The following is a 22297-nucleotide window of genomic DNA, read 5'->3' on the forward strand; positions in this document are numbered from 1 at the left end:
CGTTCATGGTCGCTCGCTTCTACGGTTGGACCACAACATCTAGTAGTTACACCGATGTAGTTCACCACAAATTGTGTTTCTCTGACCGCACCATGGCAAGCCGTGGGGCGTGCGCGAGCGTACGCAGAAGAGCGCTTTACGCCTGTGGTGACCACACGGTCGAGGAGGGCGAGCAAACGTGCACTGTCCGTTCTGTCGTCATCCCGACACGAGGGTCATCGACAGTCGCTCGACAGAGGACGGCGCGGCCATTCGGCGCCGCCGTACCTGTCCGGAATGCGGGCGCCGGTTCACCACGCAGGAGACCGTACTGCTGATGGTGAGCAAGCGCAGCGGAGTAACGGAGCCGTTTTCGCGTGACAAGGTCGTCGCGGGCGTGCGACGGGCCTGCCAGGGCAGGCCGGTGAGCGAGGATTCGCTGGCTCAATTGGGCCAGCGCGTCGAGGAGGCCATCCGGGCCAAGGGTGCCGCCGAGCTCCCCTCCAACGAGGTGGGGCTGGCGATCCTGGGCCCGTTGCGGGAGTTGGACGAGGTGGCCTACTTGCGATTCGCATCGGTATATCGCGGTTTCGAGAGCCTGGCGGACTTCGAGGCCGAGATCGAACAGTTGAAGGCGGAGAAGGGGGAGTCATGACGGAGACGGCCAGCGGTTCAGTCGCGCGCGGAGGTAAGCGTCCGCGTAAAGGGCTCAAGATGAAGCGCATCTTCACCAAGCCCGGTGTGCACCCATATGACGACATCAAGTGGGAGCGCCGCGACGTCGTCATGACCAATTGGCGCGACGGCTCGATCAATTTCGAGCAGCGGGGCGTCGAGTTTCCTGAGTTCTGGTCGGTCAACGCGGCCAACATCGTCACGACCAAATACTTCCGCGGCGCCGTGGGCACCCCGCAGCGCGAGTGGAGCCTGAAGCAGTTGGTCGACCGGGTCGTCGGCGTCTACACCAAGACCGCGGTGGAGCACGGCTACTTCGCCACCGACGAGGATGCCGAGATCTTCGACCACGAGTTGAAGCACGCGCTGACGCACCAGGTGTTCGCGTTCAACTCGCCGGTGTGGTTCAACGTGGGCACCGCGAGCCCGCAGCAAGTGAGCGCCTGCTTCATCTTGGCCGTGGACGACACGATGGAGTCGATCCTCGACTGGTACAAGGAAGAGGGCGTGATCTTCAAGGGCGGCTCGGGCTCGGGGGTCAACCTGTCCCGCATCCGTTCCTCGAAGGAGCTCCTGTCCAGCGGCGGCACGGCCAGCGGGCCGGTCTCGTTCATGCGCGGCGCCGACGCGAGCGCGGGCACCATCAAGTCCGGCGGCGCCACCCGCCGGGCGGCCAAGATGGTCGTGCTCGACGTCGACCACCCCGACATCGTGGAGTTCGTCGAGACCAAGGCCCGCGAGGAGGACAAGGTCCGCGCGCTGCGCGACGCCGGGTTCGACATGGACCTGGGCGGCAAGGACATCGTCTCGGTCCAATACCAGAACGCCAACAACTCGGTGCGCGTCTCCGAGGAGTTCATGCACGCGGTCGAGAAGGGTGACGACTTCGCTCTGCGCGGCCGTCTGACCGGCGAGGTGATCGAGAAGGTCGACGCGCGCGAGCTGTTCCGCAAGATGGCCAAGGCCGCCTGGGAGTGCGCTGACCCCGGCGTCCAGTACGACGACACGATCAACGACTGGCACACCACCCCGGAGACCGGGCGCATCACCGCCAGCAACCCCTGCAGCGAGTACGTCCACCTCGACAACTCCTCCTGCAACCTGGCCAGCATCAACCTGCTGAAGTTCCTGAAGGACGACGACACCTTCGACGTCGCGAACTTCGTCAAGCTGACCGAGCTGATCATCACGGCCATGGACGTGTCGATCACGTTCGCCGACTTCCCGACCGAGAAGATCGGGGAGACCACTCGCGCCTACCGCCAGCTCGGCATCGGCTACGCGAACCTGGGCGCACTGCTCATGGCCACCGGCCACGCGTACGACTCCGACGGCGGCCGCGCGGTCGCCGGGGCGATCACGTCGCTGATGACCGGTGTGTCCTACCGGCGCAGCGCCGAGCTGGCCGGGGTCGTCGGCCCGTACGACGGCTATGCCCGCAACGCCGAGCCGCACAAGCGGATCATGCGCAAGCACGCCGCCGCCAACGACGACCTGCGCACGGTCGGCTCGATGGACGCCAAGATCCACTCCGAGGCGTCCCGTCAGTGGTCGGAGTGCCTCAGGGTCGGCGAGAAGAACGGCTACCGCAACGCGCAGGCCAGCCTGCTCGCGCCCACGGGCACCATCGGCCTGATGATGGACTGCGACACCACCGGCATCGAGCCCGACCTGGCGCTGGTCAAGTTCAAGAAGCTCGTCGGCGGCGGCTCCATGCAGATCGTCAACCAGACGATTCCGCGCGCGCTCAGGCAGCTCAACTACCAGCAGGAGCAGATTGAGGCCATCGTCGAGTACATCGCCGAGCACGGCCACGTCGTCGACGCCCCCGGCCTGCGCAGGGAGCACTACGAGGTGTTCGACTGCGCGATGGGCGAGCGGGCCATCGCCCCGATGGGTCACGTCCGCATGATGGCCGCCGCGCAGCCGTTCCTGTCCGGCGCGATCTCCAAGACGGTCAACCTGCCGGAGTCGGCCACGATCGACGACATCGAGCAGGTCTACCTGGAGGGCTGGCGGCTCGGCCTCAAGGCGCTGGCGGTCTACCGCGACAACTGCAAGGTCGGCCAGCCGCTGTCGGCCGGCGGCAGCAAGAAGGAGGCCGAGAAGGCCGACAAGGCGGCCGAGGTCGCCGAGCCCGAGGTCCGGGTCATCGAGGTCAACCGGCCCACCAGGCGCCGGATGCCCAACCAGCGGCCGAGCATGACCACCCGCTTCACGGTCGGCGGCGCCAAGGGCTACATGACCGCCTCGTCCTACCCCGACGACGGGCTCGGCGAGGTCTTCCTGAAGATGTCCAAGCAGGGCTCGACGCTGGCGGGCGTCATGGACGCCTTCTCGGTGGCGATCTCGATAGGGCTCCAGTACGGCGTGCCGCTCGAGACGTACATGAGCAAGTTCGTCAACATGCGCTTCGAGCCCGCCGGGATGACGGATGACCCCGACATCCGGATGGCCACCTCGGTGATGGACTACATCTTCCGCCGCCTGGCCCTCGACCACCTGCCCTACGACGAGCGGGCGGCGCTGGGCATCTTCTCGGCGGCCGAGCGCGCCGCGCAGCAGCGCGGTGAGGACCCGGCCGCGCTTCAGGAGGCGGTCGACCGTGAGGCGCTCGCCCAGTCGGCACCGATCGAGGCCAAGCAGGAAGCGGAGCAGGAGGCGGCGCCTGAGCCGGTGCAGGAGTTCACGCTGGAGAACCACCAGCGCATCACCGCGGACGCCCCGCTCTGCATGACCTGCGGCACCAAGATGCGGCCGGCGGGCAGCTGCTACGTCTGCGAGGGCTGCGGCTCCACCAGTGGCTGCAGCTAGAGACAGGCGAAGTCGCGGTTGACGCGACACTCGGCCTGACCAGCTAAGACCCTGGTCACGAGGGGGATCTGGACTTGGTTCCAGATCCCCCTCGACGAGTTTGGGCAAGGTGCTGGCGGCTTGCCGGTCTCCTTGACGATGCGCACCGCACCGGCTCGGAACTCCGGGTCAAACCGGCGCCTGGTCACTCCCACGACCCAACCTCACCTCAGGTTCGGTCTCCACGGTATGAGGGGAAGCGCAAGCACGGCAAGAGCTACCGTGAGCGGCGTGCCCACGGGCAAAGTGCGCTACGAAAACATCAAAGCGGCTGCTCCAGCACGTGTTTCAGCTCGGCGAATCCGGCCGCCGCATAGAAGGCCTTGGCGCCCTCGTTGAAGTCCAGTACGTCGGTCAGCAGCCGCCGGCAGCCCTCCAGCCTGCCCGCGTCCCGCACGGCTTCGATCAGCTGACTCGCAACCCCGCGTCTCGCGGCTTGTGGATCCACCGCCAGCTGATTGAGGAGGATGAAGGATTCGGCGCGGAGGAACGGGTTTTCCTCGCGACGCACGATGGCAGCCACGGCATATCCGACTGGACGATCAATCTCGGCGATGAACGCACGCGTAGAGTCTTTGACCAGGAGAGTGGCGAAGTAGTCGGTCAGTTCCTGTTCGGGTGGGTCGACGCGGTAGACGTCGGGGCGGCGGGCGGCGTGGGCTGCATGAACGTGAGGGTTCAGCAGGGCCAGGATTCTGGCGTCCTCTGCTGCGGCTGCGCGGATCTTCATGCAGGCACCCTAGATCCTGGCCGCTCCCAAGAGAGAAGCTGTGCTGCCGGAAGGCGTCGCCCACCGCTTCCATAACGCCTTTCCCGAGTGCTATCCAAACTGACCGGTAAAGGCTGCCGGCTACTCAACAGCAAAATCAGGCATCGCCCTGGAGGGGCTCTTGAGCGTGGGGTTCCTCGCCAACCGGCTGGCCGAGCGCATCAGGCTGGCCCAGCACCTGCGCGAGTGCGTCGCGCCCGGACACCCCGAGCTTGGCGTACACCCGGCCCAGATGGTTGTTGACCGTTCGGAGCGAGAGGCCGAGGCGGTCGGCGACGGCGCGGCCGGGCAATCCCGCCGCGGTCAGCTTCGCCACCTGCAGCTCTCGAGGAGTCAACGACACATCGAGGGTCCCTGCCAGGTCCGTCAGCGGTGTGCGGGCGCCGTCGCACTCGGTGAGCAGTTCACGGGCGAACACGAGCGCGGCCTTGGCCGCCGTACGCCGACGCGCCCCGGCATGCAGCCGGTGGGCTGTCGCGGCCGCCTCCGCGGCGGGCAGCAGATGGCCGAGGCGATGTAGCCGCTCGGCCGTCTCCGCGAGCAGGTGAGCGTCGTCCGTGGCGAGTGCGGTGGCCATCGTGGCGAAGGCCGCCGTCGCGGGTGCGGCGGTGTTCCTGGCGAGTTGGTGCAGCCTGTCGTACACCTCCTTCGCGGCGCCGAATCGCGCGGCGTCGAACAACGCCAGGGCCTCGATCATCGGCACTCCGGCCTTGCCCGCGGTCTTCGCGGCCCCGAGGGCGTGGCCGGCGGCGCTGGAGAGATCGAGCGCGGCGGCGGCGACCCAGGCGCGGTCGCGCTCCATCCAGGCGTCGAAGAGCGCACCCCGTGGCGGGGGGCTGGCATCCATTCGGCAGAGCCACGCGTCCGCCTGGACGGTGTCTCCCGCCATCGCGTACGCGCCGGCCAGCTCGGCCAGGTAGAAAGCCGGTAATCGCAGCGGGTCGTGCTCACCGAGTAATACGACCGCCTCGCGCAGTGCCTGCTGGGCCGGCTTCACGCGTCCCTGAGCCTTCGCCACGAAGCCACGTACGATCGCCCACAGGCCGACCAATGGTGCGGCCTGCCGCGTCTCGACGGCTTCTCGATAGGCGATGTCCACGGCCTTGGCCGCGGTGGTGAGAGCGCCCGCGAGCGTCAGGGCGACGCATCTGGCGGCGCCGACCTGAGCCTCTGTCCACGGCGAGGCGATCTCCAGACCGGTGGCGCTCGCTCGTTCGACGAGGCGGATGTCTCCCATGAGACCCGCGGCGAGCACGACCGCCGTGGCCGCCCGTGCCGTCGCCTCCGCCGGCAGCCGGGGTCCCGGCCGGGTGAGCAGCGCCGTACCGATGGCGAGAGATCCCGCGACCTGTCCCTCGATCAGCATCGTCCAGGCCCGCACCGCCTCCGCCGCTCGCTCGCCGGTCGGATTCCCCTGGGCCGGCGCTGCTTCGTGCTGCCAGTATTCGATCTTCTCCCTGACTATCGCGCGCCGGTCGGCGCGTTCTTCGTTGTCGCATTCCCCCGGATCAGGGAGTACGTCGGCCGCGTCGGAGAAGCGGCCCTGCAACGCCAGCACCTCGGCCAGGGTCAGGTTCGCGTCCACCCCGCCGTCAGCGGCACCGGACGCGGTGGCCAGCCGCTCGGCGACCTCGAGCTCCAACCGTTCGGCGGCGCGTTCGGCGGCGGCCAGCAACTCCTGGCCGGAGGAGTCGAGGCCCGCGGTGCGCCGCCACATGACCAGCTCGAACGCGTCGTCCGCGCGGCGGCGTGGCGAGGCGGCAAGGGACTCGGCCAGCCGCGCCCAGATCTCGTTCGCTCGGGCGCGTGGCATGCGTGCGCGGATGACCTCCCCGTACGCGGGTATCGTGAGCCGCGCCTGGTGCCGCGCGCCGGAGGGTTCGACCACCACCAGCCCCTGCCGTTCGGCCCGTACTACGGCGGAGTGCCCGGTGAGCTCTTCGAGCACGGGCTGGCCGAGCGGCTCCTTACAGGCGAGCACCTCGAGTACGGCCAGCACGGCCGGATCGTCGACCTGCATCTGCGCCTCGATCAGATCACCGAGCCGGCCGGTGATCCGCAGCTCGCCACTCAGATGCCAGAGGCCGTCGCGGCGCAGCAGCGCGGATCCCTCCAGCGCGGACCGCGCGAGCTCGCGCAGCACGAGCGGATTGCCGGCGGACAGCCGGCGGAACGTGTGCCGCGTGACGGCGTCCAGCGGACCGCCCAGGCCGCGCTCAAGCAGGGTGTCCACCTCGTTGTCGCTCAGCGGCCGCAGCTCGACGCGGCGGGCGACCCCTTCCTTCCATAACGCCGTCATCACGTCGGGCGCCGTGTGCCCCTGTCGTACGGTGAGCAGCACGAAGGTCCTTGTGTGCACGGCGAGCTGGTACACCAGCGCGGCCGAGACGTCGTCGAGCAGATGGGTGTCGTCCACGACGAATACCGGCCGTTTCCCGGTGGGAACGGTGAAACGTTCCACGATCTGGCCGAAGATGTGCGCGGTGACGGGCTCCGCGGCGTCGTGCGGGAGCGCGAGATGCAGCAATGACCCCAAGGGGATCGCCCCGGCGGCACGGGTCCCCGTCGCCCAGGCCGTCGGGTGACCGGCCGCCGTGAGCCGCGCGACCGCCTCCTTGGCCAGGCGCGTCCGGCCCACACCGGGCGGTCCCACGATCACCACGCCGCCGACGTCCGCCTGCGTCGCCGCTGACAGGACCGTGCGCAGCGTCGCGGCGCGCCCGACGAGTGGCCAAAGGTTCCCGGGGCGTCCGTCGTGCGGACGGCTGTCTGCCATGTCGTCCCTTCCGGATGTCGTCACACTGCGACGTCGTGCCCTGACCGGAGATGCCCCCAGCGGCGACTCTCATGCCGCGTCCCCAGCCCGAAACTCAGGCAGGTCCTTGATCTTCTCCACGTGAAGCGTGCTCCCCTTTGGCATCCTTCAAACAGACGTGGCGGGATGGTGACCGCGCGTGACGGTGTCCGGACGCGCCAACGGCCACCCACTTGAGGCCGCACAAGCACAAATGGCCTCAAAGGGGTGGTGTGGACGGGCTGTTCGTTACGGTGCGAGGAGGTCGTCGGCGATGGCGAGCAGGCGTACGGCTGCCGCGTCCGACGACCGGTCCCTGCCCCGCAGCCTCTCGCCGATCCGCCGCAGCAGCGCGTTCGGGTCGGCGAGAGGCTCCCGGCCATCACTCCGCCGCACGCGGAGCAGGAGTTCCAGGGCGCAGGCGGCCTGCGTGGCGAACATGCCCAGGAGCTCCATGTCGTCCAGATCGCTGCGGGAGGCCGTGCGATCCAGCACCTCCAGAACCCCCACGCATTCCTCGAACCGGATGAGCGGTGCCGCCATGATGGTCCGCGGGACGTAACCGGTGGATTCCGCGGCGTCTTGGGCGAACTGCGTCACTGCCGACACGTCGTCCGCGACCATCGGCTGCCCGCTCGCCGCGACCCAGCCGGCGATCCCGGTTCCCGCCGGAAAGTGGCTCCCGACCAGCTCTTTCTCGCCTTCGCCGGAGACGGCTTCGAAGACCAGGTCACCGGCGTCGGGGTCCACGAGGAAGATGGAGGCGGCGGCGGCGCCGAACATGTGGCGGGCCACCTCGACGATCGACTGCAGCAGCCTGCGCTCGGTGCCGTCCAGCGAATCGGGAGAGTCAGGGAAGTCAGCGGACATGGGGCTCTCCGTTCTGCGTCATGGTGTTGTCCGCGGCCAGGTAGAGGACCGTCTTGAGCTGGAACGGCGTCAGCCACGGATGCTTGCCCAGGATGAGCGCGCAGATGCCGGTGATGTGCGGCGCCGCGAAGCTGTTGCCGGTGCTGCGGATCTCCCGGCCGCCGGGCCAGGCGACCGGCACCCTGACCCCTCGCGCGAGGAACTCCGCGGGCGGCGCCGGGTTGTAGTAGTACGTCATCGGGTCCGCCTCGTCGTGGCTGGCCACCGAGACGACCGAGGAGAACGTCCACGGGTAGCTGAGCACCGGCATGTTGTGCGCGGCGGCGACCAGGAGGCAACGCCGGAAGTACGCGCGGTCGGCGAGCTCGTGCAGGGATTCGCGCAGGCCCGACCTCGTGCTGGACAGGCTGAGGTTGACCAGGTCGTAACCCTGGTCGATGGCCCAGCGCAGCCCGGTCACCAGGGCGTCACCGGTGCCGGACTTCCCGTCGGTGAGCGCGCGTACGGAGGTGATCGCCGCTCCGGGGGCGACCGACCTGATCACTCCGGCGCAGGCCGTGCCGTGCCCGGCCGGGTCGACGGGAGCGCACTCGGCGACGGTCAGCCTGCCCTCGTCCCCGCTGACGACCTCGACCGACCGATCCAGGCCGCCGATCTTGGGATGGTCGCCCGCCACGCCCGTGTCCACGACGCACACGCGTACTCCCGTGCCGTCGGCCCCACCCCATGCCCACTCCCTGGTCACCCCGGCCAGCGGGCTGACCTGGAAGGGCTCCGGGGGCTGCCGCGTGGTGGCCAGCCCCCACGCGGGCACACCGGGGAAGTGCGCGCGCTGGTTCCGGCGCCAGGGCGGCGTGCTCATCGCAGTCCCTTCATCCAGTCGCGGACGCGCCGCGCGGGCAGGTTCGCGCCCTTGCTCAGGTACGCGTCGAGCGCGCGCCGGGCGGCCTCGGCCGGGTCGTGTCCGGCGGCCCGCCGGATCCGGGCGATCTCGACCAGGACGTCCCCTCTCAGACAAGGGTCGTCGGTCGATTCGAGCAGCGCGGTCGCACGGTCCGCGGCGCTCATCGCGTCCGCGTGCTCGCCGTCGAACGAGGCGATCGCGCCTCTCATCGCGAGGGCCGTGAGCTCGCCGCGCAGCTGCGGCGGCTCCGCGCCGCCGCGCGCCAGTTCCGCGGCCGCCTGCCGGACGTCTCCCTGCCGGAGGGTCTCCCGCGCCGCGTAGATCTCCAAGGTGACGGCGGGCCCCCCATGGCCTGCCGTACGGAGGGCGGCGGCGGCCCGTCTGAACAGCTCCCTCGCGTCCTCGTGGTTGCCGTCCAGGGATTCCACCAGCCCCCGCACCTGGACGACGGCGATCGCCGAGAGGCCGAGGTGCAGCTCCTCCGCGTAGTGGCCGGCCGTGTCGAGCGACTCACGGGCGCCGCCGAGGTCGCCGGAGAGCGCGAGCAGGCGGCCCCTGGTGACGAGCACCGGCACCAGCAGGGCGCGATCACCGGCGAACCGGTCCAGCAGGTCGGCGCAGAGCGCGAGCCCTTCGGGCACCGGGGTGGGAGACCATTGCACCAGCTCGCACAGCCCGCCGAGGAGCCGGTCCTCCTCGTAACGGTCGCCCATCGGCCGGGCCGGCGCGAGCCCGTCACGCAGGGAGCGGTCGGCGGCGCCGAACCGGCCTTCCTGGATGTGGACCAGGGCTTGGAGCTGGTGGAAGCGGCACCAGCTCAGGTCGTCCCGGGGGTCGAGCGCCAGCCGTACGCGAAGGGGTTCGAGCTGCGGCGCGCGGGCGCCCGAGCGCAGGGCGAGGACCTCCCGCTGGATCACGCAGGTGAGCTGGGTTCGCGGGTCTTCCGGCAGCAACTCCTCCGCACGGTCCAGGGCCGCGGCCGCCGCGGCGGCCTCTCCCCGTGCCAGCTCCGCGTCGCTGATGCGGACGGCCAGCGACCGGTGCTCGTCCCTGCCCGGGGGCAGCATCTCCCGGCCCTGCTCCAGCAGCGCGATCGCCGCGGGCAGGTCTCTGCGGTGCAACGCCTGACCGCCGTCCCTGATGAGCTGGTCCGCGGCCCGGCCGGTCAGCTCGGGCAGGAGCGGATCGCCGGGGCGTACCTGGCGGGTGAGGCGGCAGGCCGCCAGCAGGTGCCGGCTGACGTCGCCGGACGCCGGTCCGAGGAAGGGAGCCTGCTCCGAGGCGTCGCCGGCCCGGTCGCCGAACCAGTCGGCCAGCCTTCGGTGCCAGTCCGCCCGCACCTCCTTGCTCGTCAGCGCGTACACGGTCTCCCGGGTGAGGGTCTGCGCGAACTCGTACGCTCCCGGCAGCGCGCCACGCCGGATGAGGCGCTCGCGCCGCAACCGGCTCAGCGGAGCGGCCGTCATGGCGGGTTCGCCGTCGAAGAGGACCTCCAGCTGCTCCACCGAGAAGGAGTGCCCGATGGTCGCGGCCCGTTCGAGCACCTGGCGCTCGGCCGCGTCCAGCCGATCCAGCCGGGCCCCGAGCAGCGCCTGGATGGTGGGCGGGAGGGAGGCGGCGCCCTCGGCGAGGGTCTCCAGCATCAGCTCGGCGAAGAGCGGGTTGCCGTCCGAACCGTGGATCACCCGCTGGTAGGTGCCGTCGTCGTCGTGGGCGACGACGTCCGCCCGCCCGGCGCGGAGCTCGGCGACGAGCCGGGCCATGTGCGGCGGGCTCATCGGACCGAGCTCCAGCGACATGGCGCAGGTCATGCCCCCTCCCCAGGAGGGGCGGGCCTCGTAGAGCTCGGGCCGGGCGACGCAGACGAGGAGCACGGGCACGTCGGCGAGCCACGCCGAGCAGTCCTCGATCAGGTCGAGGAGGGTCGGCTCGGCCCACTGCAGGTTGTCCAGCACCACCACCAGCGGCCGGCGCTGGGCGAGCACCTCGAACAGCGACCGTACGGCCTGCGCGATCTCCGCGACCCCGGGAGTGTCGTCCTGGTACTCCGCGTCACCACGGCACGCCAGCCCGCGCAACGCCCGCTCGCCTTCCGTTCCCACGGCCTCGGCGATGGCGGGCCAGTCGCCGTTGAGGGCTTCCAGCATCTCCGTGATGGGCCGGTACGTGGCGCCGATGCCGTAGGACGGGCACCGGCCGGCGAGCACGGTCACGTCCTCGGGCAGGTTCGTCAGAAACTCCCTGACGAGCCGGGACTTGCCGATGCCCGGAACGCCGAGCAGGGTGGCCATGCAGCACTGCCGCCCGCGTACGACGCGGTCATGGAAGCGCGTCAGCTGCTGCAACTCCTCGGTCCGGCCGATCAACGGGACCGTGTCCGCCTCCGGCGCGCCGCGATCGGGCTCCACGGTGACGAGCCGCCACGCCCGTACCGGATCTCTCTTGCCCTTGAGCGTGAGCGGGGGAACGCCGTCCAGCAGCGCGTGCTGCCTGACCAGGCGGGCCACGTCGTCGCCCAGGAGGATCTCGCCGTCGCCCGCCGCGGACTGCAGCCGGCTCGCGGTGTTGACCGTGTCACCGATCACCCGCACGTTTGAGCCGGACCCGTCGGCGACCATCACCTCGCCGAAGGCGATGCCGCAATGGGCGTCCAGCCGGACTCCATGGGTGGGGGCTATCTCGGCGCTGAGCCGGTGCACGGCCGTCATCGCCGCGTCCGCCGCGAGGACGGCCCGCAGCGCGTCGTCCTCGCGGCTGAGCGGGACGCCGAACACCGCCATGATCGCGTCGCCGATGTACTTCTCCACGGCGCCGCCGTGCTCGAAGATCTCCGTCCGGCACGCCGCGTAGTAGCGGTCGAGGATGCGCAGGAGCAGTTCGGGGTCGAGACGCTCGGCGAGCTCCGTCGACCCCACGATGTCGATGAACAGGACCACGACGTTACGGCGGGTGGGTCGCGGATCCCTGTCACTCATACGAGCTTGAGCTCCTGTCCTTCCACCTCGCCGGTGTGGTCGTCCAGACGCTTCTTGATCGAGTTCAGTACGGCGACCTCGGTCTCCGTGAGCGAGGCGAACACGGTTCGCTGCCGCTCATCGAGCAGGTCGATGGGGTGCCCGCCCGCCCGCAGCGTGGCCAGCGCGTCGAACCCGCCCGATCCGGTTGCGTTCATGAACCACAAGCCTGAAACGGCTCATCAGGGTTCGCAAGAGATCAGGACACCCACATTCGTGTGCTCTTCGCTCTGCCTGGTGAAAGGCGTTTAGCCCACATTTGTGGGGTTGTGTCGCCTCCGCATCGCCAGCCGATACTCGACCTGCAACGCGTCCCCCTTAAGACGGAGAGGTGAAGGCATGGCCTTCGATCCGAAGGAAGCCCTGCGCGAAGCCGGCGTCCTGCACGACCCGATCGCCGCGGAAGTCGAGGCGGCGTTCGCCACCTTGACCAAAGAGGAAACCGACCTGCTCATCTCGCTGAAGGACAAGCTTCCCGCCGCACTGCCCGTGGTCATGGCGGGCGGCCAGTGGGCAACGCCCGAGGTCGAGGTGCACAACGAGTCCCCCGAAGCGTCGTGCCTGTGCGGAGCCTGGTCCGGGTCCGGGTCCGGGTCCACCCCGACCAAGCCGAACCCCTAGTCCGACGGCTCACGGGTGCGGCCCCGGTCACCTGTCGCCGGACAAGGCCGGGGCCGCGCCTGCCGCTGAGAGCGTGAAGGGAACTGGATGTCTGGGAAGCTGGCCCGGAACCACGCGTTGTTCTACGTACCAGAAGACCTTACCTACTTCATGCACGCCGGTAATCATCTGGTCGTCAATCCGCATTCCGGCGGTCGGTGTGTCCTCGATTCGCGTGAGTTCGGCGTCCTGCGAGCCTTGACCCGGCCCAACGCGCGGCTCGAAGAGACCGACGAGACCGATCGGGTCCTCGCCAAACTCATTCTGAGCTGGATCGTCTACTACAACGGCAACCATCCGCGGATCAAGCTGAAGGAGCCGCCGCTCCGCATGGCGTACTACGCCATCACCGACGGCTGCAACCTTCGCTGCCCCTACTGCTACGCGTCCTCGGAGAAGTGCCTGCCGGGTGAGCTCAACACCGAGGAGTCGCTCAGCCTGGTCTCCCAGATCGCCGACTTCGGCGCCTCCACCGTGGTCTTCACCGGCGGCGAGCCCATGCTCAGGAAAGACCTGTTCCAGATCGTGGAGCATGCCAACCGGAGCGGCCTGACGTCGAACATCATCACCAACGCCACCATGATCAGGACTCCCGCGATGGCGGAGCGGTTCGCCGAGCTGTTCGGCAGCGTCACGGTGAGCGTCGACGGCGGCACGGCCGAGACGCACGACCGCACGCGGGGCGCCGGCTCCTTCGCCAAGACCCACAAGGCCCTGAAGCTGCTCAACGACGCGGGCGTCGTGCCGTTGATCAACCATATCGTCACCTCGGAGAACGTCGAGGAGCTCGAAGGCTTCGCCTCGTTCATGGAGGGGATCGAGGTGAACAGCATCCGGCTGATGTACCACAACAACCTGGGCCGGGGAGAGAGCGACGAGTACGACTTCGGCTGGGACGACCATCTGCGGATCCAGCAGCTCACCTGGACCTCACCCGTCGCCGGCAAGCTGCTCCCGGACGGGCCGAAGACGCTGAAGCTGTGCTCGGTGAAGGCCAACTGCGGGATGGGCGGCAACGAGATCTACATCAACTCGCTGGGCGACGTCTACCCGTGCAAGCTCGTCACGGGACGCTCACACTTCGCGGGCAACGTGAGACGGCAATCCCTGGCGGAGATCTTCGGCAGCCCGGTCCTGTACGACATGCGGACGAGCTCCGTGTTCGGCGGCGACTACCACGCCGACTGCGCGAAGTGCTACATCAAGTCCTCCTGCGGCGGAGGCTGCCGCGCCTCTCACATGGCGGAGTCGGGAGACCTGCGGCGCAACAGCCGTCATCAGTGCAGGATCCTGCGGCACGGCATCGTCACGCAGCTCTGGCTGGAATCCGGCGTCGACCCCGCAGAACTCGCCGAGGATCCGGAAATGCAGACGCCCCGCCTGCTCGTCAACGACGACGTCCATCCGGTCTTCGACGACTGGAAGACCTATGTTCGCCCCTCAGCCGAGGCCGTCAAGGTCCGCGAGCTGCTTCCCATAACGCCGGTATAGAGGAGGTGGAGTGTGTCACTCCAGATCAGTGACTCGGTGATTTGGCAGGAGACCGCGGGGGGCATCTCGCTCTATCACGCCGAAACCGGGGACTTCCACACCCTGAACGAGACCGGTTCCCGGATATGGGAGCTCGTCGCGAGCGACGGGGAGCGGGAGCCGATCGTCGCGAAGCTGTCCCATGAGTTCGCCGGCGACAACCTCGCGATGAGCGTCCGCGTGCTGAAGGACGTACAGGAGTTCCTCGGCAGCATGATCGAACGGGGTCTGATCGAAGAGCACCCTGCATGACCAGAGCGGTCGTCCTCGGCGGCGGCTTCGCGGGATCGCTGGCCGGCGCCGTGCTCGCCAGGCACGCGGACGACGTGATCGTGATCGAGAACGATCACTATCCGTCCGTTCCCCGTGCCCGGCGGGGACTACCCCAGTCACAGCACAGCCACGTCCTCGTGGCCGGTGGCGCACGGGCGCTGCAGGAGCTGCTTCCGGGGACTCTCGAAGAGCTCTTCGCGCGCGGCGCGCATCACCGCCGCCTGCCCGGCGACGCGCTGATCCTCGCCGCGGTGGGGTGGTTCCGGCGGCTGGACACCGGGGCGTACCTCATCTCCTGCAGCCGGGGCCTCCTGGACCAGGTGGTACGGAAGCGGGCGCTGGGCGCCGTCTCGACCTGGACGGGGACGCGGGCGCTGGCCGCAGTCTCGACCTGGACGGGCACGCGGGCGCTCGGCCTGGTGGGCGACGCGCGCCGGGTCACCGGGGTCTCGGTCAGCCGTGAGGGCGCCGCGCCGGAGACGATCGAGGCGGATCTCGTCGTCGACGCGACCGGGCGCAGATCGAAGGCGCCACGGTGGCTGGCCGAGCTCGGCGGGGCGGAGATCGAGGAGACGACCGTCTCAACCGGGCTGGCCTACTCCACCAGGGTCTATCAGGCGCCCGCCGAACTCACCGGCGAGATGCCGGCCATCATGCTGCACCCGCGTCCGGTGGCGGGGCGGCCGGGCCAGGGGGCGACGCTGTTCCCGATCGAGGACGGCCGGTGGATCGTCACCCTGACCGGCACCCGGGGCGGCGAGCCGCCCGCGGACGAGCGGGGCTTCGCGGACTTCGCGCGCTCGCTGCGCGATCCGATCGTGGCGGACCTCATGGCGGCGGCCACACCGCTCGGCGGCATCCGGCCGTACCGTGACACCTCGAACCGGCGAAGGTACTTCGAACGAGCGCGCCTGCCCGCCGGCTTCGTCGCGATCGGTGACGCGGTCGTCGCGGTGAATCCCGTTCACTCGCACGGGATGTCGGTCGCCGCGCTGAGCACGCTCCGGCTGGACAGGGAGCTGACGCGGCGCGGGTTCGATCCGGCCGCCTCCGCCGAACTGCAGGCGGCCATGATGGCGGAGGCGGAATCGTCATGGCGGATGGCGCTCGCGCAGGACGCGGGGCTGGCCGGGCGAGTGGCGGTCGCGGAGGGCGCGGGGCCGGCCGGGCGGCGGGAAGCGACCGCGTTCGAGCGCGAGATTCTCGCCCGCAGGACGCGGGCCCTGCTGAGCAGCCCGGAGCTGGCCGCCGATTTCTTCCGCACTCAGACCTTGATGCCCGTACGGGCCGAGAAAGACGGATCGGCAGTGGCACGGGCGCTGACGGGAGAACCGGATCCCCTTCTCACCACGCGGGAAGCCGTCATGCAGTACCCCGCGCTGCACGCGTGGTGGGACGCGCTCAACCGCGTGCGCGGCGGCCGTGAGCCGAGCCTGCGGTGATGAAGCCGGATTCGTAGGCGATGCCGACCGCGTGCGCCCGGTTCGCCGCCGACAGCTTGGTGAGGATGCGCGCCAGGTGCGAACGGACTGTTCCGGTGCCGATGCCGAGCTTGTCGGCGATACCGGCGTTCGACAGGCCGGCCGCGACGAGCGCCAGCACCTCGGCCTCGCGGCGGGTGAGCTCCGCGAGCCGATGATCGACCCCGGTGGTCACCGCGGCGATGCGATCACGGAGGCGCGTGATCATCGAGCTGGAGATGAACGTGTGCCCGGCGGCGACCAGCCGGATCGCGGGCACGATCTCCTCGACCAGCGACGCCCGGTGCACGAAACCGCCCGCGCCCCCGCGTAGCGCGCGTCCGAGCAACTCCTCGTCCAGCGCTTCGGAGACCACCACCACCCGCATCCCGTTCCTCGCCTGCGCCGCGACGATCCGGGCGAACTCCACGCCGTCCGCCTGCCGCAGCGCCGCGTTCACCACCGCCACCCTCGGCCGATGCCTGACGACCAGATCGCCCAGCCGGTCGGCGGCACCGGCCTCGCCCACCACATAGATGCCGTTGCCCATGTGGAGCACGCTCCTGAGCCTGGCGCGCACCACCCGGTCCGGCTCGCCCACGACGACCCGCAGAATGGGCATGGCCTCGCCGGCAGGGCTCGCGTCAATCGGTTGCGCCACCTGACCACCCGAGTTTGAGCCCGTTTGCTCGACCGGCACACTATGCGCGTCCGCTTCCCGGACAGCCAGAGCAGCGGGGTTACTCACGTCGGCCGACCGCATGTGAGAAGTACTCATGACTGTCTGTAGTCCGCGTTGTCGGGACGGCAACCGGGCAATCGGGCCATGTGCCGGGACATCGGGACGTCGAGGCGGACAACCGGAGGATCGGCCCTCAGGACGGATCCGCGACGAGGATCCGGATCGCCGAACCCCGCAGCGGCGCTGTGACGTCGGCCAGGTCGAACCCGCCGGCCGCGAGCAGGGCGTGGAACTCGGCCCGGTCGCGTTCCCAGCCGCCGGTGTAGACGAGCATGGCGATGTCGCTCATGACGACGCCGGCCGCCTCCGGGGTGCCGAGTCTGGCCGGCAGCACCGGTTCCAGCACCAGCAGGCGCCCGCCCGTCGCGATCGAAGCGCGGCAGTTACGCAGCAGCGCGGTGCAGCGCTGGTCGTCCCAGTCGTGCAGGACGCCTTTCAGCAGCATGAGATCGCCTTCGGGCACGGACTCGAAGAAATCGCCCACTTGCCTGGTGCACCGATCCGACAGTCCCGCTCGCCTGAACGTTTCAGTGGCGGACGCCCCGCCGTCGGCGGTGTCGTACAGGATGCCCTGAGCGCCGGGCGTGGCCGCCAGCACCGCGGCGAGCAGCGCGCCGTTTCCGCCCCCGATGTCGACCACGGTGCGGACACCGGTGAAGTCGTACGCCTGGGCGACCTCTGACGCGACGCGCTCGGTGCCCTCGCGCATGGCCGTGTTGAAGATCTCCGACAGGCCCGGATGGCCGGCGAGGTAGTCGAAGAGCGGCTGGTCGTGCACGTGGTCGAAGGCGGCCGCACCCGTTCGTACGCTGTGGGTCAACGCCCCCCATGCCTGCCAGGTCGCGGGGTCGCCGAGCAGCAGCACGCTGGAGCGCATCGACCATGGGTGGTCGGCGCGCAGCGGCTGACCCAGCTCGGCCAGCGCGAGGTGTCCCGGCGCCACCTCGTCGACCACGCCCAGGACCACCAGGGCTCGCGACAGCCGCTCCAGCGCTCGTGGGTCGGCCCCGATGGCGTGCGCCAGTTTCTCGGCCGGCAGCGCGCCGGCGGCAAGGGCCTCTGGAATGCCCAGGCGGACGGCCGCGTACAGGATCTGCGAGCCGGCGTAGCCGAACGCCATACGGGACAGCTCCGCGTACCCCTTGATCATGGGCTCTTCTCCAACAGCAGCGGCAGGTGGCGTACACCATGCAGGAACAGGTCCGGCGTCCATTCCAGCTCGGCCGGATCGACGGCCAGGGCCAGGCCGGGGAAGCGGCGCACCAGCGCGCCGATGGCGGCCCGGGCCTGCAGCCGGGCCAGCGCGGCACCGAGGCAGAAGTGGATTCCGTGGCCGAAGCCCAGGTGCCGATTCGGGGTGCGGCCGATGTCGAAGACGTCCGGCCGGTCGAACACCGCCGGGTCGCGGTTGGCGGCCAGCAGTACTGGCACGACGATGTCACCCTGGGGGATCACCGTCGGCCCGATGTCCACGTCGGCCAGCGCGAACAGCGGCCGGGAGTGCCCGACCGGGCCGTTGAACCGCAGCACCTCCTCCACCGCGGAGTCGATCAGCTGCGGCTGGGCGCGGAGGCGTTCGAGCTGGTCAGGATGGCGTAGAAGTTCCAGGACTCCGTTGCCGATGAGATTGACCGTCGTCTCGTCCCCGGCCAGCAGTAACTGGAACACGCTGGACACCAGCTCGGCGTGCGTGATCTCCGTTGACCGGACGAGCTGGGACAGCAGGTCCGCGCCCGGATGGGCCCGGCGCTCGTCGAGCTGCTCGTTGACGTAGGCGACGAACGCGACTCCGGTGCGGCGCACCAGCACCGCGTCCCGGCTGCGCAGCATGTCGTCGCTCCACCCGCGCAGCCGGCCCCGGTCGCCGATCGGGAAGCCGACCAGGTCCGCGACGATCAGGATCGGCAGCGGCAGGGCCAGGAGCTCGATCAGGTCGGCTCCGTCGCCGGCGGCCGCCAGGTCGTCGACCAGCTCGCCGACGACCTGATCGATGCGCCGCTCCAGCGCCGCCACCGTCCGGGGACCGAACGCGGGCGCCATCAGCCGCCGCAGCCGGGTGTGGTCGGGCGGGTCGAGGTTGAACATGTTCCGCCGCACCATCGCCAGCGGGTCGTTCTCCCACCGGCGGTGAGAGGCGGCCAGCTCGCCGGGCAGCCGGTCGAGCTCGCGTCCTATGTCCGGGTGGTGCAGCGCGCGCTGCACGTCGGCGTAGCGGGTCAGATACCAGGACACGCGACCGTTGGCCGGGGCGTGGCGGTAGACCGGCGCCCGCTCGCGCATGCGGTGGAAGAGCGGGTGCGGGTCCCGGCGGTGCCGCGAGGCGCTCGGGTCGAACGCCTGCTCAAGCCCGGTCGCGCTCATCGCCCCTTGGCCTTGTGCACGTCCAGGGCGAAGAACCTGGCGGCGGTCTGTCCCAGATCCGCCATGCTGAGGAACCCGCGCCGCGCCAGCTCGACCTCCGCGGTCGTTCCCGGGCCGTTCCAGTGACGGGAGAAGATCCGTCCGCAGATCGCCGGCGCCGGGATGACCACGCGGCCGAGGCTCTGTTCCGCGATCTCGTCGGCACGGGCCACGATGTCGGACCACTCGGGCCAGCGGCTCGATTCCCGGATCCGCTCCAGGATGATCGGCCGCCAATCCTCCGACTGCCAGACCGGCCACACCCGCACCATGACCAACCGGAGTTGCTCGGCGACGGGCAGGGCGGCCCGCTCCGTCTCGGCCAGCCAGGGCGCGAGGACGTGCGGCAGGTCGGCGCGGTCATCGACGCCGAGTCTGGCGCGCGTGTACGCCTCCAGCCCCAGGCCCCGCGCGGCGGCGAAGTCCGCCAAGAGGCCGGTCAGGGTCTCCTCGTGCAGCTTCGGGTAGTCCTGGCCGAACAGCCGCGCCGCGTCCAGGACATCGAGATCGGACATCCACCTGCCCGGCGCGTACTCGCGCATCGACCGCCAGGCCAGCGCCTCATAGTGGGTGATCCCCGTCAGAGCCGCCTCGGCCGCCCACGTACTGGGTTCGGCCGTCCACGCGCTGGGCGCTTCGGCCTGGTGTCCGCCGACGGCTTCCAGGGCCGCCATCGCGTCCAGTCGCTTCAGGTCCCACTCACCCGTGCCGATCTTCCGCTCCAGCGTGCTCAGCGCGTCACCGGCGTCCGGGCCCAGGGCCTCTCCCAGCTCGCGCCAGGTCCGCTGTACGAAGGGCCTCGACCTCGCCGCTTCGACGATTCGCTCGGCGGTCGCCGCCGGAACCAGGCCGCTCTTGGCACCCTCCTGGCAGCCGTAGCGGATGTTGACCATCGCCACCGTGTCAGCGGGATATCCCCGCTCCACGGGCCCGTGCAGGACCGCCACCTCGTCATCCCCGTCGACCTCGCCGCTCGCGTACATGCGGAAGACCGACCCGACGCCCCGCATGCCGTACGGGCTCAGCTCCGCCGCCCGCAGCGCCCCCATGCTGGCCGCCCCGATGACGTTCACGCCTTCGTTGAGCAGCCAGAGGATCTCCTTGTGGCCCACGGACAGCCGTTCCCGGTAATACCCGTCGATGATGACGGCGGTGTCCTCCCGGCTCCACTCCTGCCTGAGGAGATCGCCCCGGGCCACCGGCGGCCGCGCCTGTGCCTCGGGAAGCACGGCGCGGACCTCGTCGTGCGAGATCGTCGGCCCGGCGTAGACGACCGTCTTCTGGCGGCTCACAAGAACACCTCTGTCTTCTGGCGGCTCACTAGAACACCTCCGGGGTGACGCGGCTGCCCGGCGCCACCACTCTGACCACCGGGACGCCGATCTCGTCCCTCGTCAGATCGATGACGAGCGGGGCGGCGGAGAACGCGGCCGCGGCCCGCCCGACCACGTCCGCCAGGTCATCGACCAGGCTCTGGTGGGCCGTCAGCTTCGGGATCGCCTCGCCGGTGTCCGCCGCGGGCGCGGCCCGGTGCCGCGCGCCGTCGTGGACGCCCGGATGGAGGTCGTCTCTCGCACCCGAGATGTAGCCGAGCCTGGCCTGCGCGGCCTCGGTGACGGCCCGGGTGAGCGCTATCTCCGAGCCGAGGTGGCAGCCGAATCCCATGAACGCGGGTGGATAGTCGTCGCAGGAGATCCGGGCGAGGAAGCACGGTAACCCGGTGGGCGACGGCAGGGACCTGACCTCGAGACCGACCCGGGCCCGCGTGAGCATCCCGCACAGCTCGTCGACGACCGGCGACCCCAGCGTCTCCGGATCGACGAGGACGCCCTTGTCGCCGCCGGTCATCGCCGTGGTCACGGCGTCCCGCTCGATCACCTCGTACAGCGCGTGCAGAACGGCCTCGACCAGCGTGTTCCCGCTCGCCAGGCCATTGGTCGACTCGAAGAACACCGGCGGGTTCCAGCCGGTCTTGCGCAGGAGGGAGAATCCCACCGATTCCCTGGGAACCAGCCGCTCCGAGCCGTCGACCAGCGACCGGCCGGCGACCCAGTCCAGCGGCAGCCCGTCATGCAGCACGGTCGGCGGGGAGAGCGGGAGGTCACGGACGTCATAGCCCAGTTGCCCGCTGACGTCTCGCGGAGGCGCGGTCGTCACCGGCGTCATGGGCTGTTCGGCATGCCAGAGCTCGACGGCCTCCATCATCGCGGACAGTTTCGCCAGCTCGGGCGTGATCCCTTTCCCCTGAGACACGGCGAGCGTCCGGGAAGTCGGTCTGATCGCCTGAAAAGTCGGGATTCCGATGGTGTCCAGCCTGGTGATGTCCGCGACCCTGGTGATCCCGACCATCCGGGCCGCCCGGCCGGCCATCTCCAGCGTGGCCGTCGGGTCGTGCGCTCTGTCCGTGCCCGGCAGCCGGACCTTGGACCGGTCGGACCGCGACAGAAGCCACGAGAGAGAGGAGTTGTCTGTCCGCATCGTCCCCTGCCCTTGACGAGATCAGATGTTGCGGGCGCGCTTGATCAGCGCGCGGCCGCCCACGGTGTAGCTGATGGCCGCCAGTACGGCCAGCACCAGGAGGTCCTGCCACGCGTCGGCGAAACCGAAGAACGCGGCGTTGCGCATGCCGTCGATCGCGTACGTCAGCGGGTTGATCATCGCCACCCACTGCAGCACGGTGGGCATGCTGTCGATCGGGTAGAGCGACGGGGCGCTGAACACGAGAACGGGGATCGACACGTTCGACAGCAGCATGAAGACCTGGTAGTCGGTGATCAAGATGGCCGTCGCCAGATACAGCCCGTTGAAGGCCAGGGCGGCCAGCGTGAGCGTCGACAGCAGGCCGACCCAGGCTTGCAGGTCGAACGGCAACGCGAAGATGAGCACCGCCACGCCGAGGGCCAGCAGCGCCTGTCCCAGCACCAGCGACACTCCCGCGATCACCTTGCCGAGCAGGAACCGCGACCGGCGCAACGGGTAGGACCACAGCTGCGTCGCCGCGCCGCTCATCTCCTCCTGGAACACCGCCATGCCGGACGTCCCCGCCGCGCTGACGACCGACATCGCCAGCGTCATGGGCAGCAGGAAGATCGTGAACGGTACGTCGACGCCCTTGTAGTGGACGACTCTGAGGAGGTTGCCCAGCGAGGTGTTCACGAGCAGCAGGTAGATCAGCATCGGGGCCAGGCCGAGGATGAGATACACCCGGTTGCGGGCGAGCAGCGCGTACTCGCGGTAGAGCACCGCGGACAGGTCGGCCGCCTTCGGGGTCCCGGTCGGAGGAGTGTTGTCGAATGCCAGCTTGGCGGCCACGTTTTCCCCTTTTGTCGGGATCAGTCCTCGGTGTCAGTCCTCAACGTCCGTCCTCAACGTCC

18 protein-coding genes are annotated in these 22297 nt (G+C 69.8%); 6 read left to right on the top strand and 12 right to left on the bottom strand.

Going from position 1 to position 22297, the window contains the following annotated elements; genetic code table 11:
• Positions 1-178: 178 nt before the first annotated feature.
• Both nrdR and ACIBO2_RS36290 read left to right on the top strand, forming a co-directional pair.
• Positions 179-634, top strand: a complete 456-nt coding sequence (nrdR, locus tag ACIBO2_RS36285) for a transcriptional regulator NrdR (RefSeq protein WP_214636146.1) — start codon at positions 179-181, stop codon at positions 632-634.
• Positions 631-3468: a vitamin B12-dependent ribonucleotide reductase gene (locus ACIBO2_RS36290; RefSeq protein ID WP_358544906.1), complete on the top strand. Its 2838-nt coding sequence runs from the start codon at positions 631-633 to the stop codon at positions 3466-3468. Before nrdR ends, ACIBO2_RS36290 begins: the two co-directional genes overlap by 4 nt.
• A 301-nt stretch (positions 3469-3769) precedes the next feature.
• Here ACIBO2_RS36290 and ACIBO2_RS36295 read toward each other — a convergent pair whose 3' ends face one another.
• The 6 genes from ACIBO2_RS36295 to ACIBO2_RS36320 all read right to left on the bottom strand — a co-directional run bounded on the left by ACIBO2_RS36295 (position 3770) and on the right by ACIBO2_RS36320 (position 12016).
• A complete protein-coding gene (locus ACIBO2_RS36295; RefSeq protein WP_358544908.1) occupies positions 3770-4237 on the bottom strand; it encodes a GNAT family N-acetyltransferase in 468 nt (155 codons plus the stop codon).
• A gap of 136 nt (positions 4238-4373) precedes the next feature.
• Entirely contained in the window at positions 4374-7052 is a 2679-nt protein-coding gene (locus tag ACIBO2_RS36300; protein WP_397302860.1) for a LuxR C-terminal-related transcriptional regulator, read from the bottom strand.
• A gap of 267 nt (positions 7053-7319) precedes the next feature.
• A complete protein-coding gene (locus ACIBO2_RS36305) occupies positions 7320-7940 on the bottom strand; it encodes a GAF domain-containing protein (protein ID WP_397302863.1) in 621 nt (206 codons plus the stop codon).
• Complete coding sequence (locus ACIBO2_RS36310; protein ID WP_358544913.1) at positions 7930-8802, bottom strand: S8 family serine peptidase; 873 nt, start codon at positions 8800-8802, stop codon at positions 7930-7932. Before ACIBO2_RS36310 ends, ACIBO2_RS36305 begins: the two co-directional genes overlap by 11 nt.
• Positions 8799-11819 carry an AAA family ATPase gene (locus ACIBO2_RS36315; RefSeq protein ID WP_358544914.1) on the bottom strand — a complete coding sequence of 1007 codons (3021 nt, stop codon included), beginning with the start codon at positions 11817-11819 and terminating at the stop codon, positions 8799-8801. The genes ACIBO2_RS36310 and ACIBO2_RS36315 overlap by 4 nt, the downstream gene beginning before the upstream one ends.
• Positions 11816-12016: an aroma-sacti cluster domain-containing protein gene (locus ACIBO2_RS36320; RefSeq protein WP_225288900.1), complete on the bottom strand. Its 201-nt coding sequence runs from the start codon at positions 12014-12016 to the stop codon at positions 11816-11818. The genes ACIBO2_RS36315 and ACIBO2_RS36320 overlap by 4 nt, the downstream gene beginning before the upstream one ends.
• 181 nt (positions 12017-12197) lie before the next feature.
• On the opposite strand from ACIBO2_RS36320, the gene ACIBO2_RS36325 reads away from it, so the two are divergent.
• The 4 genes from ACIBO2_RS36325 to ACIBO2_RS36340 all read left to right on the top strand — a co-directional run bounded on the left by ACIBO2_RS36325 (position 12198) and on the right by ACIBO2_RS36340 (position 15763).
• Entirely contained in the window at positions 12198-12479 is a 282-nt protein-coding gene (locus ACIBO2_RS36325; protein WP_358544915.1) for a StsA-related sactipeptide RiPP, read from the top strand.
• Positions 12480-12566: 87 nt separating this feature from the next.
• Entirely contained in the window at positions 12567-14009 is a 1443-nt protein-coding gene (gene stsB / locus ACIBO2_RS36330; protein ID WP_358544916.1) for a StsB family radical SAM/SPASM domain sactipeptide maturase, read from the top strand.
• A 12-nt stretch (positions 14010-14021) separates the two neighbouring features.
• Positions 14022-14300 carry a PqqD family protein gene (locus ACIBO2_RS36335; RefSeq protein ID WP_225288903.1) on the top strand — a complete coding sequence of 93 codons (279 nt, stop codon included), beginning with the start codon at positions 14022-14024 and terminating at the stop codon, positions 14298-14300.
• Positions 14297-15763 (top strand): NAD(P)/FAD-dependent oxidoreductase, encoded by a 1467-nt coding sequence (locus tag ACIBO2_RS36340; RefSeq protein WP_397302869.1) that lies wholly within the window; start codon positions 14297-14299, stop codon positions 15761-15763. The genes ACIBO2_RS36335 and ACIBO2_RS36340 overlap by 4 nt, the downstream gene beginning before the upstream one ends.
• Here ACIBO2_RS36340 and ACIBO2_RS36345 read toward each other — a convergent pair.
• The 6 genes from ACIBO2_RS36345 to ACIBO2_RS36370 all read right to left on the bottom strand — a co-directional run bounded on the left by ACIBO2_RS36345 (position 15723) and on the right by ACIBO2_RS36370 (position 22235).
• A complete protein-coding gene (locus ACIBO2_RS36345; protein WP_358544919.1) occupies positions 15723-16442 on the bottom strand; it encodes a response regulator transcription factor in 720 nt (239 codons plus the stop codon). The two genes, ACIBO2_RS36340 and ACIBO2_RS36345, sit on opposite strands and share 41 nt — an antisense overlap.
• A 214-nt stretch (positions 16443-16656) precedes the next feature.
• A complete protein-coding gene (locus ACIBO2_RS36350; RefSeq protein WP_397302872.1) occupies positions 16657-17673 on the bottom strand; it encodes a methyltransferase in 1017 nt (338 codons plus the stop codon).
• A complete protein-coding gene (locus ACIBO2_RS36355; RefSeq protein WP_397302874.1) occupies positions 17670-18884 on the bottom strand; it encodes a cytochrome P450 in 1215 nt (404 codons plus the stop codon). The genes ACIBO2_RS36350 and ACIBO2_RS36355 overlap by 4 nt, the downstream gene beginning before the upstream one ends.
• On the bottom strand, positions 18881-20215 hold the full coding sequence (locus ACIBO2_RS36360) for a TfuA-like protein (RefSeq protein ID WP_397302876.1): 1335 nt from the start codon (positions 20213-20215) through the stop codon (positions 18881-18883). Before ACIBO2_RS36360 ends, ACIBO2_RS36355 begins: the two co-directional genes overlap by 4 nt.
• 28 nt (positions 20216-20243) lie before the next feature.
• A complete protein-coding gene (locus ACIBO2_RS36365) occupies positions 20244-21401 on the bottom strand; it encodes a YcaO-like family protein (protein WP_358544923.1) in 1158 nt (385 codons plus the stop codon).
• A 21-nt stretch (positions 21402-21422) separates the two neighbouring features.
• The gene (locus tag ACIBO2_RS36370; RefSeq protein WP_357648416.1) at positions 21423-22235 is read right to left on the bottom strand and encodes an ABC transporter permease; all 813 of its coding nucleotides are present in this window, start codon (positions 22233-22235) and stop codon (positions 21423-21425) included.
• Positions 22236-22297: the final 62 nt, after the last annotated feature.

Origin of the sequence: Nonomuraea sp. NPDC050022 (genome assembly GCF_044460705.1) — a bacterium.
Classification (GTDB): domain Bacteria; phylum Actinomycetota; class Actinomycetes; order Streptosporangiales; family Streptosporangiaceae; genus Nonomuraea.

Excerpts from the sequence above, each read along its gene's own strand:
- ACIBO2_RS36355 (WP_397302874.1), bottom strand. The coding sequence starts at position 18,884 with ATGAGCGCGACCGGGCTTGAGCAGGCGTTCGACCCGAGCGCCTCGCGG.
- ACIBO2_RS36350 (WP_397302872.1), bottom strand. The coding sequence starts at position 17,673 with ATGATCAAGGGGTACGCGGAGCTGTCCCGTATGGCGTTCGGCTACGCC.
- ACIBO2_RS36365 (WP_358544923.1), bottom strand. The coding sequence starts at position 21,401 with ATGCGGACAGACAACTCCTCTCTCTCGTGGCTTCTGTCGCGGTCCGAC.
- ACIBO2_RS36325 (WP_358544915.1), top strand. The coding sequence starts at position 12,198 with ATGGCCTTCGATCCGAAGGAAGCCCTGCGCGAAGCCGGCGTCCTGCAC.
- ACIBO2_RS36290 (WP_358544906.1), top strand. The coding sequence starts at position 631 with ATGACGGAGACGGCCAGCGGTTCAGTCGCGCGCGGAGGTAAGCGTCCG.
- ACIBO2_RS36310 (WP_358544913.1), bottom strand. The coding sequence starts at position 8,802 with ATGAGCACGCCGCCCTGGCGCCGGAACCAGCGCGCGCACTTCCCCGGT.
- ACIBO2_RS36305 (WP_397302863.1), bottom strand. The coding sequence starts at position 7,940 with ATGTCCGCTGACTTCCCTGACTCTCCCGATTCGCTGGACGGCACCGAG.
- stsB (WP_358544916.1), top strand. The coding sequence starts at position 12,567 with ATGTCTGGGAAGCTGGCCCGGAACCACGCGTTGTTCTACGTACCAGAA.
- ACIBO2_RS36320 (WP_225288900.1), bottom strand. The coding sequence starts at position 12,016 with ATGAACGCAACCGGATCGGGCGGGTTCGACGCGCTGGCCACGCTGCGG.
- ACIBO2_RS36295 (WP_358544908.1), bottom strand. The coding sequence starts at position 4,237 with ATGAAGATCCGCGCAGCCGCAGCAGAGGACGCCAGAATCCTGGCCCTG.
- ACIBO2_RS36300 (WP_397302860.1), bottom strand. The coding sequence starts at position 7,052 with ATGGCAGACAGCCGTCCGCACGACGGACGCCCCGGGAACCTTTGGCCA.
- ACIBO2_RS36340 (WP_397302869.1), top strand. The coding sequence starts at position 14,297 with ATGACCAGAGCGGTCGTCCTCGGCGGCGGCTTCGCGGGATCGCTGGCC.
- ACIBO2_RS36315 (WP_358544914.1), bottom strand. The coding sequence starts at position 11,819 with ATGAGTGACAGGGATCCGCGACCCACCCGCCGTAACGTCGTGGTCCTG.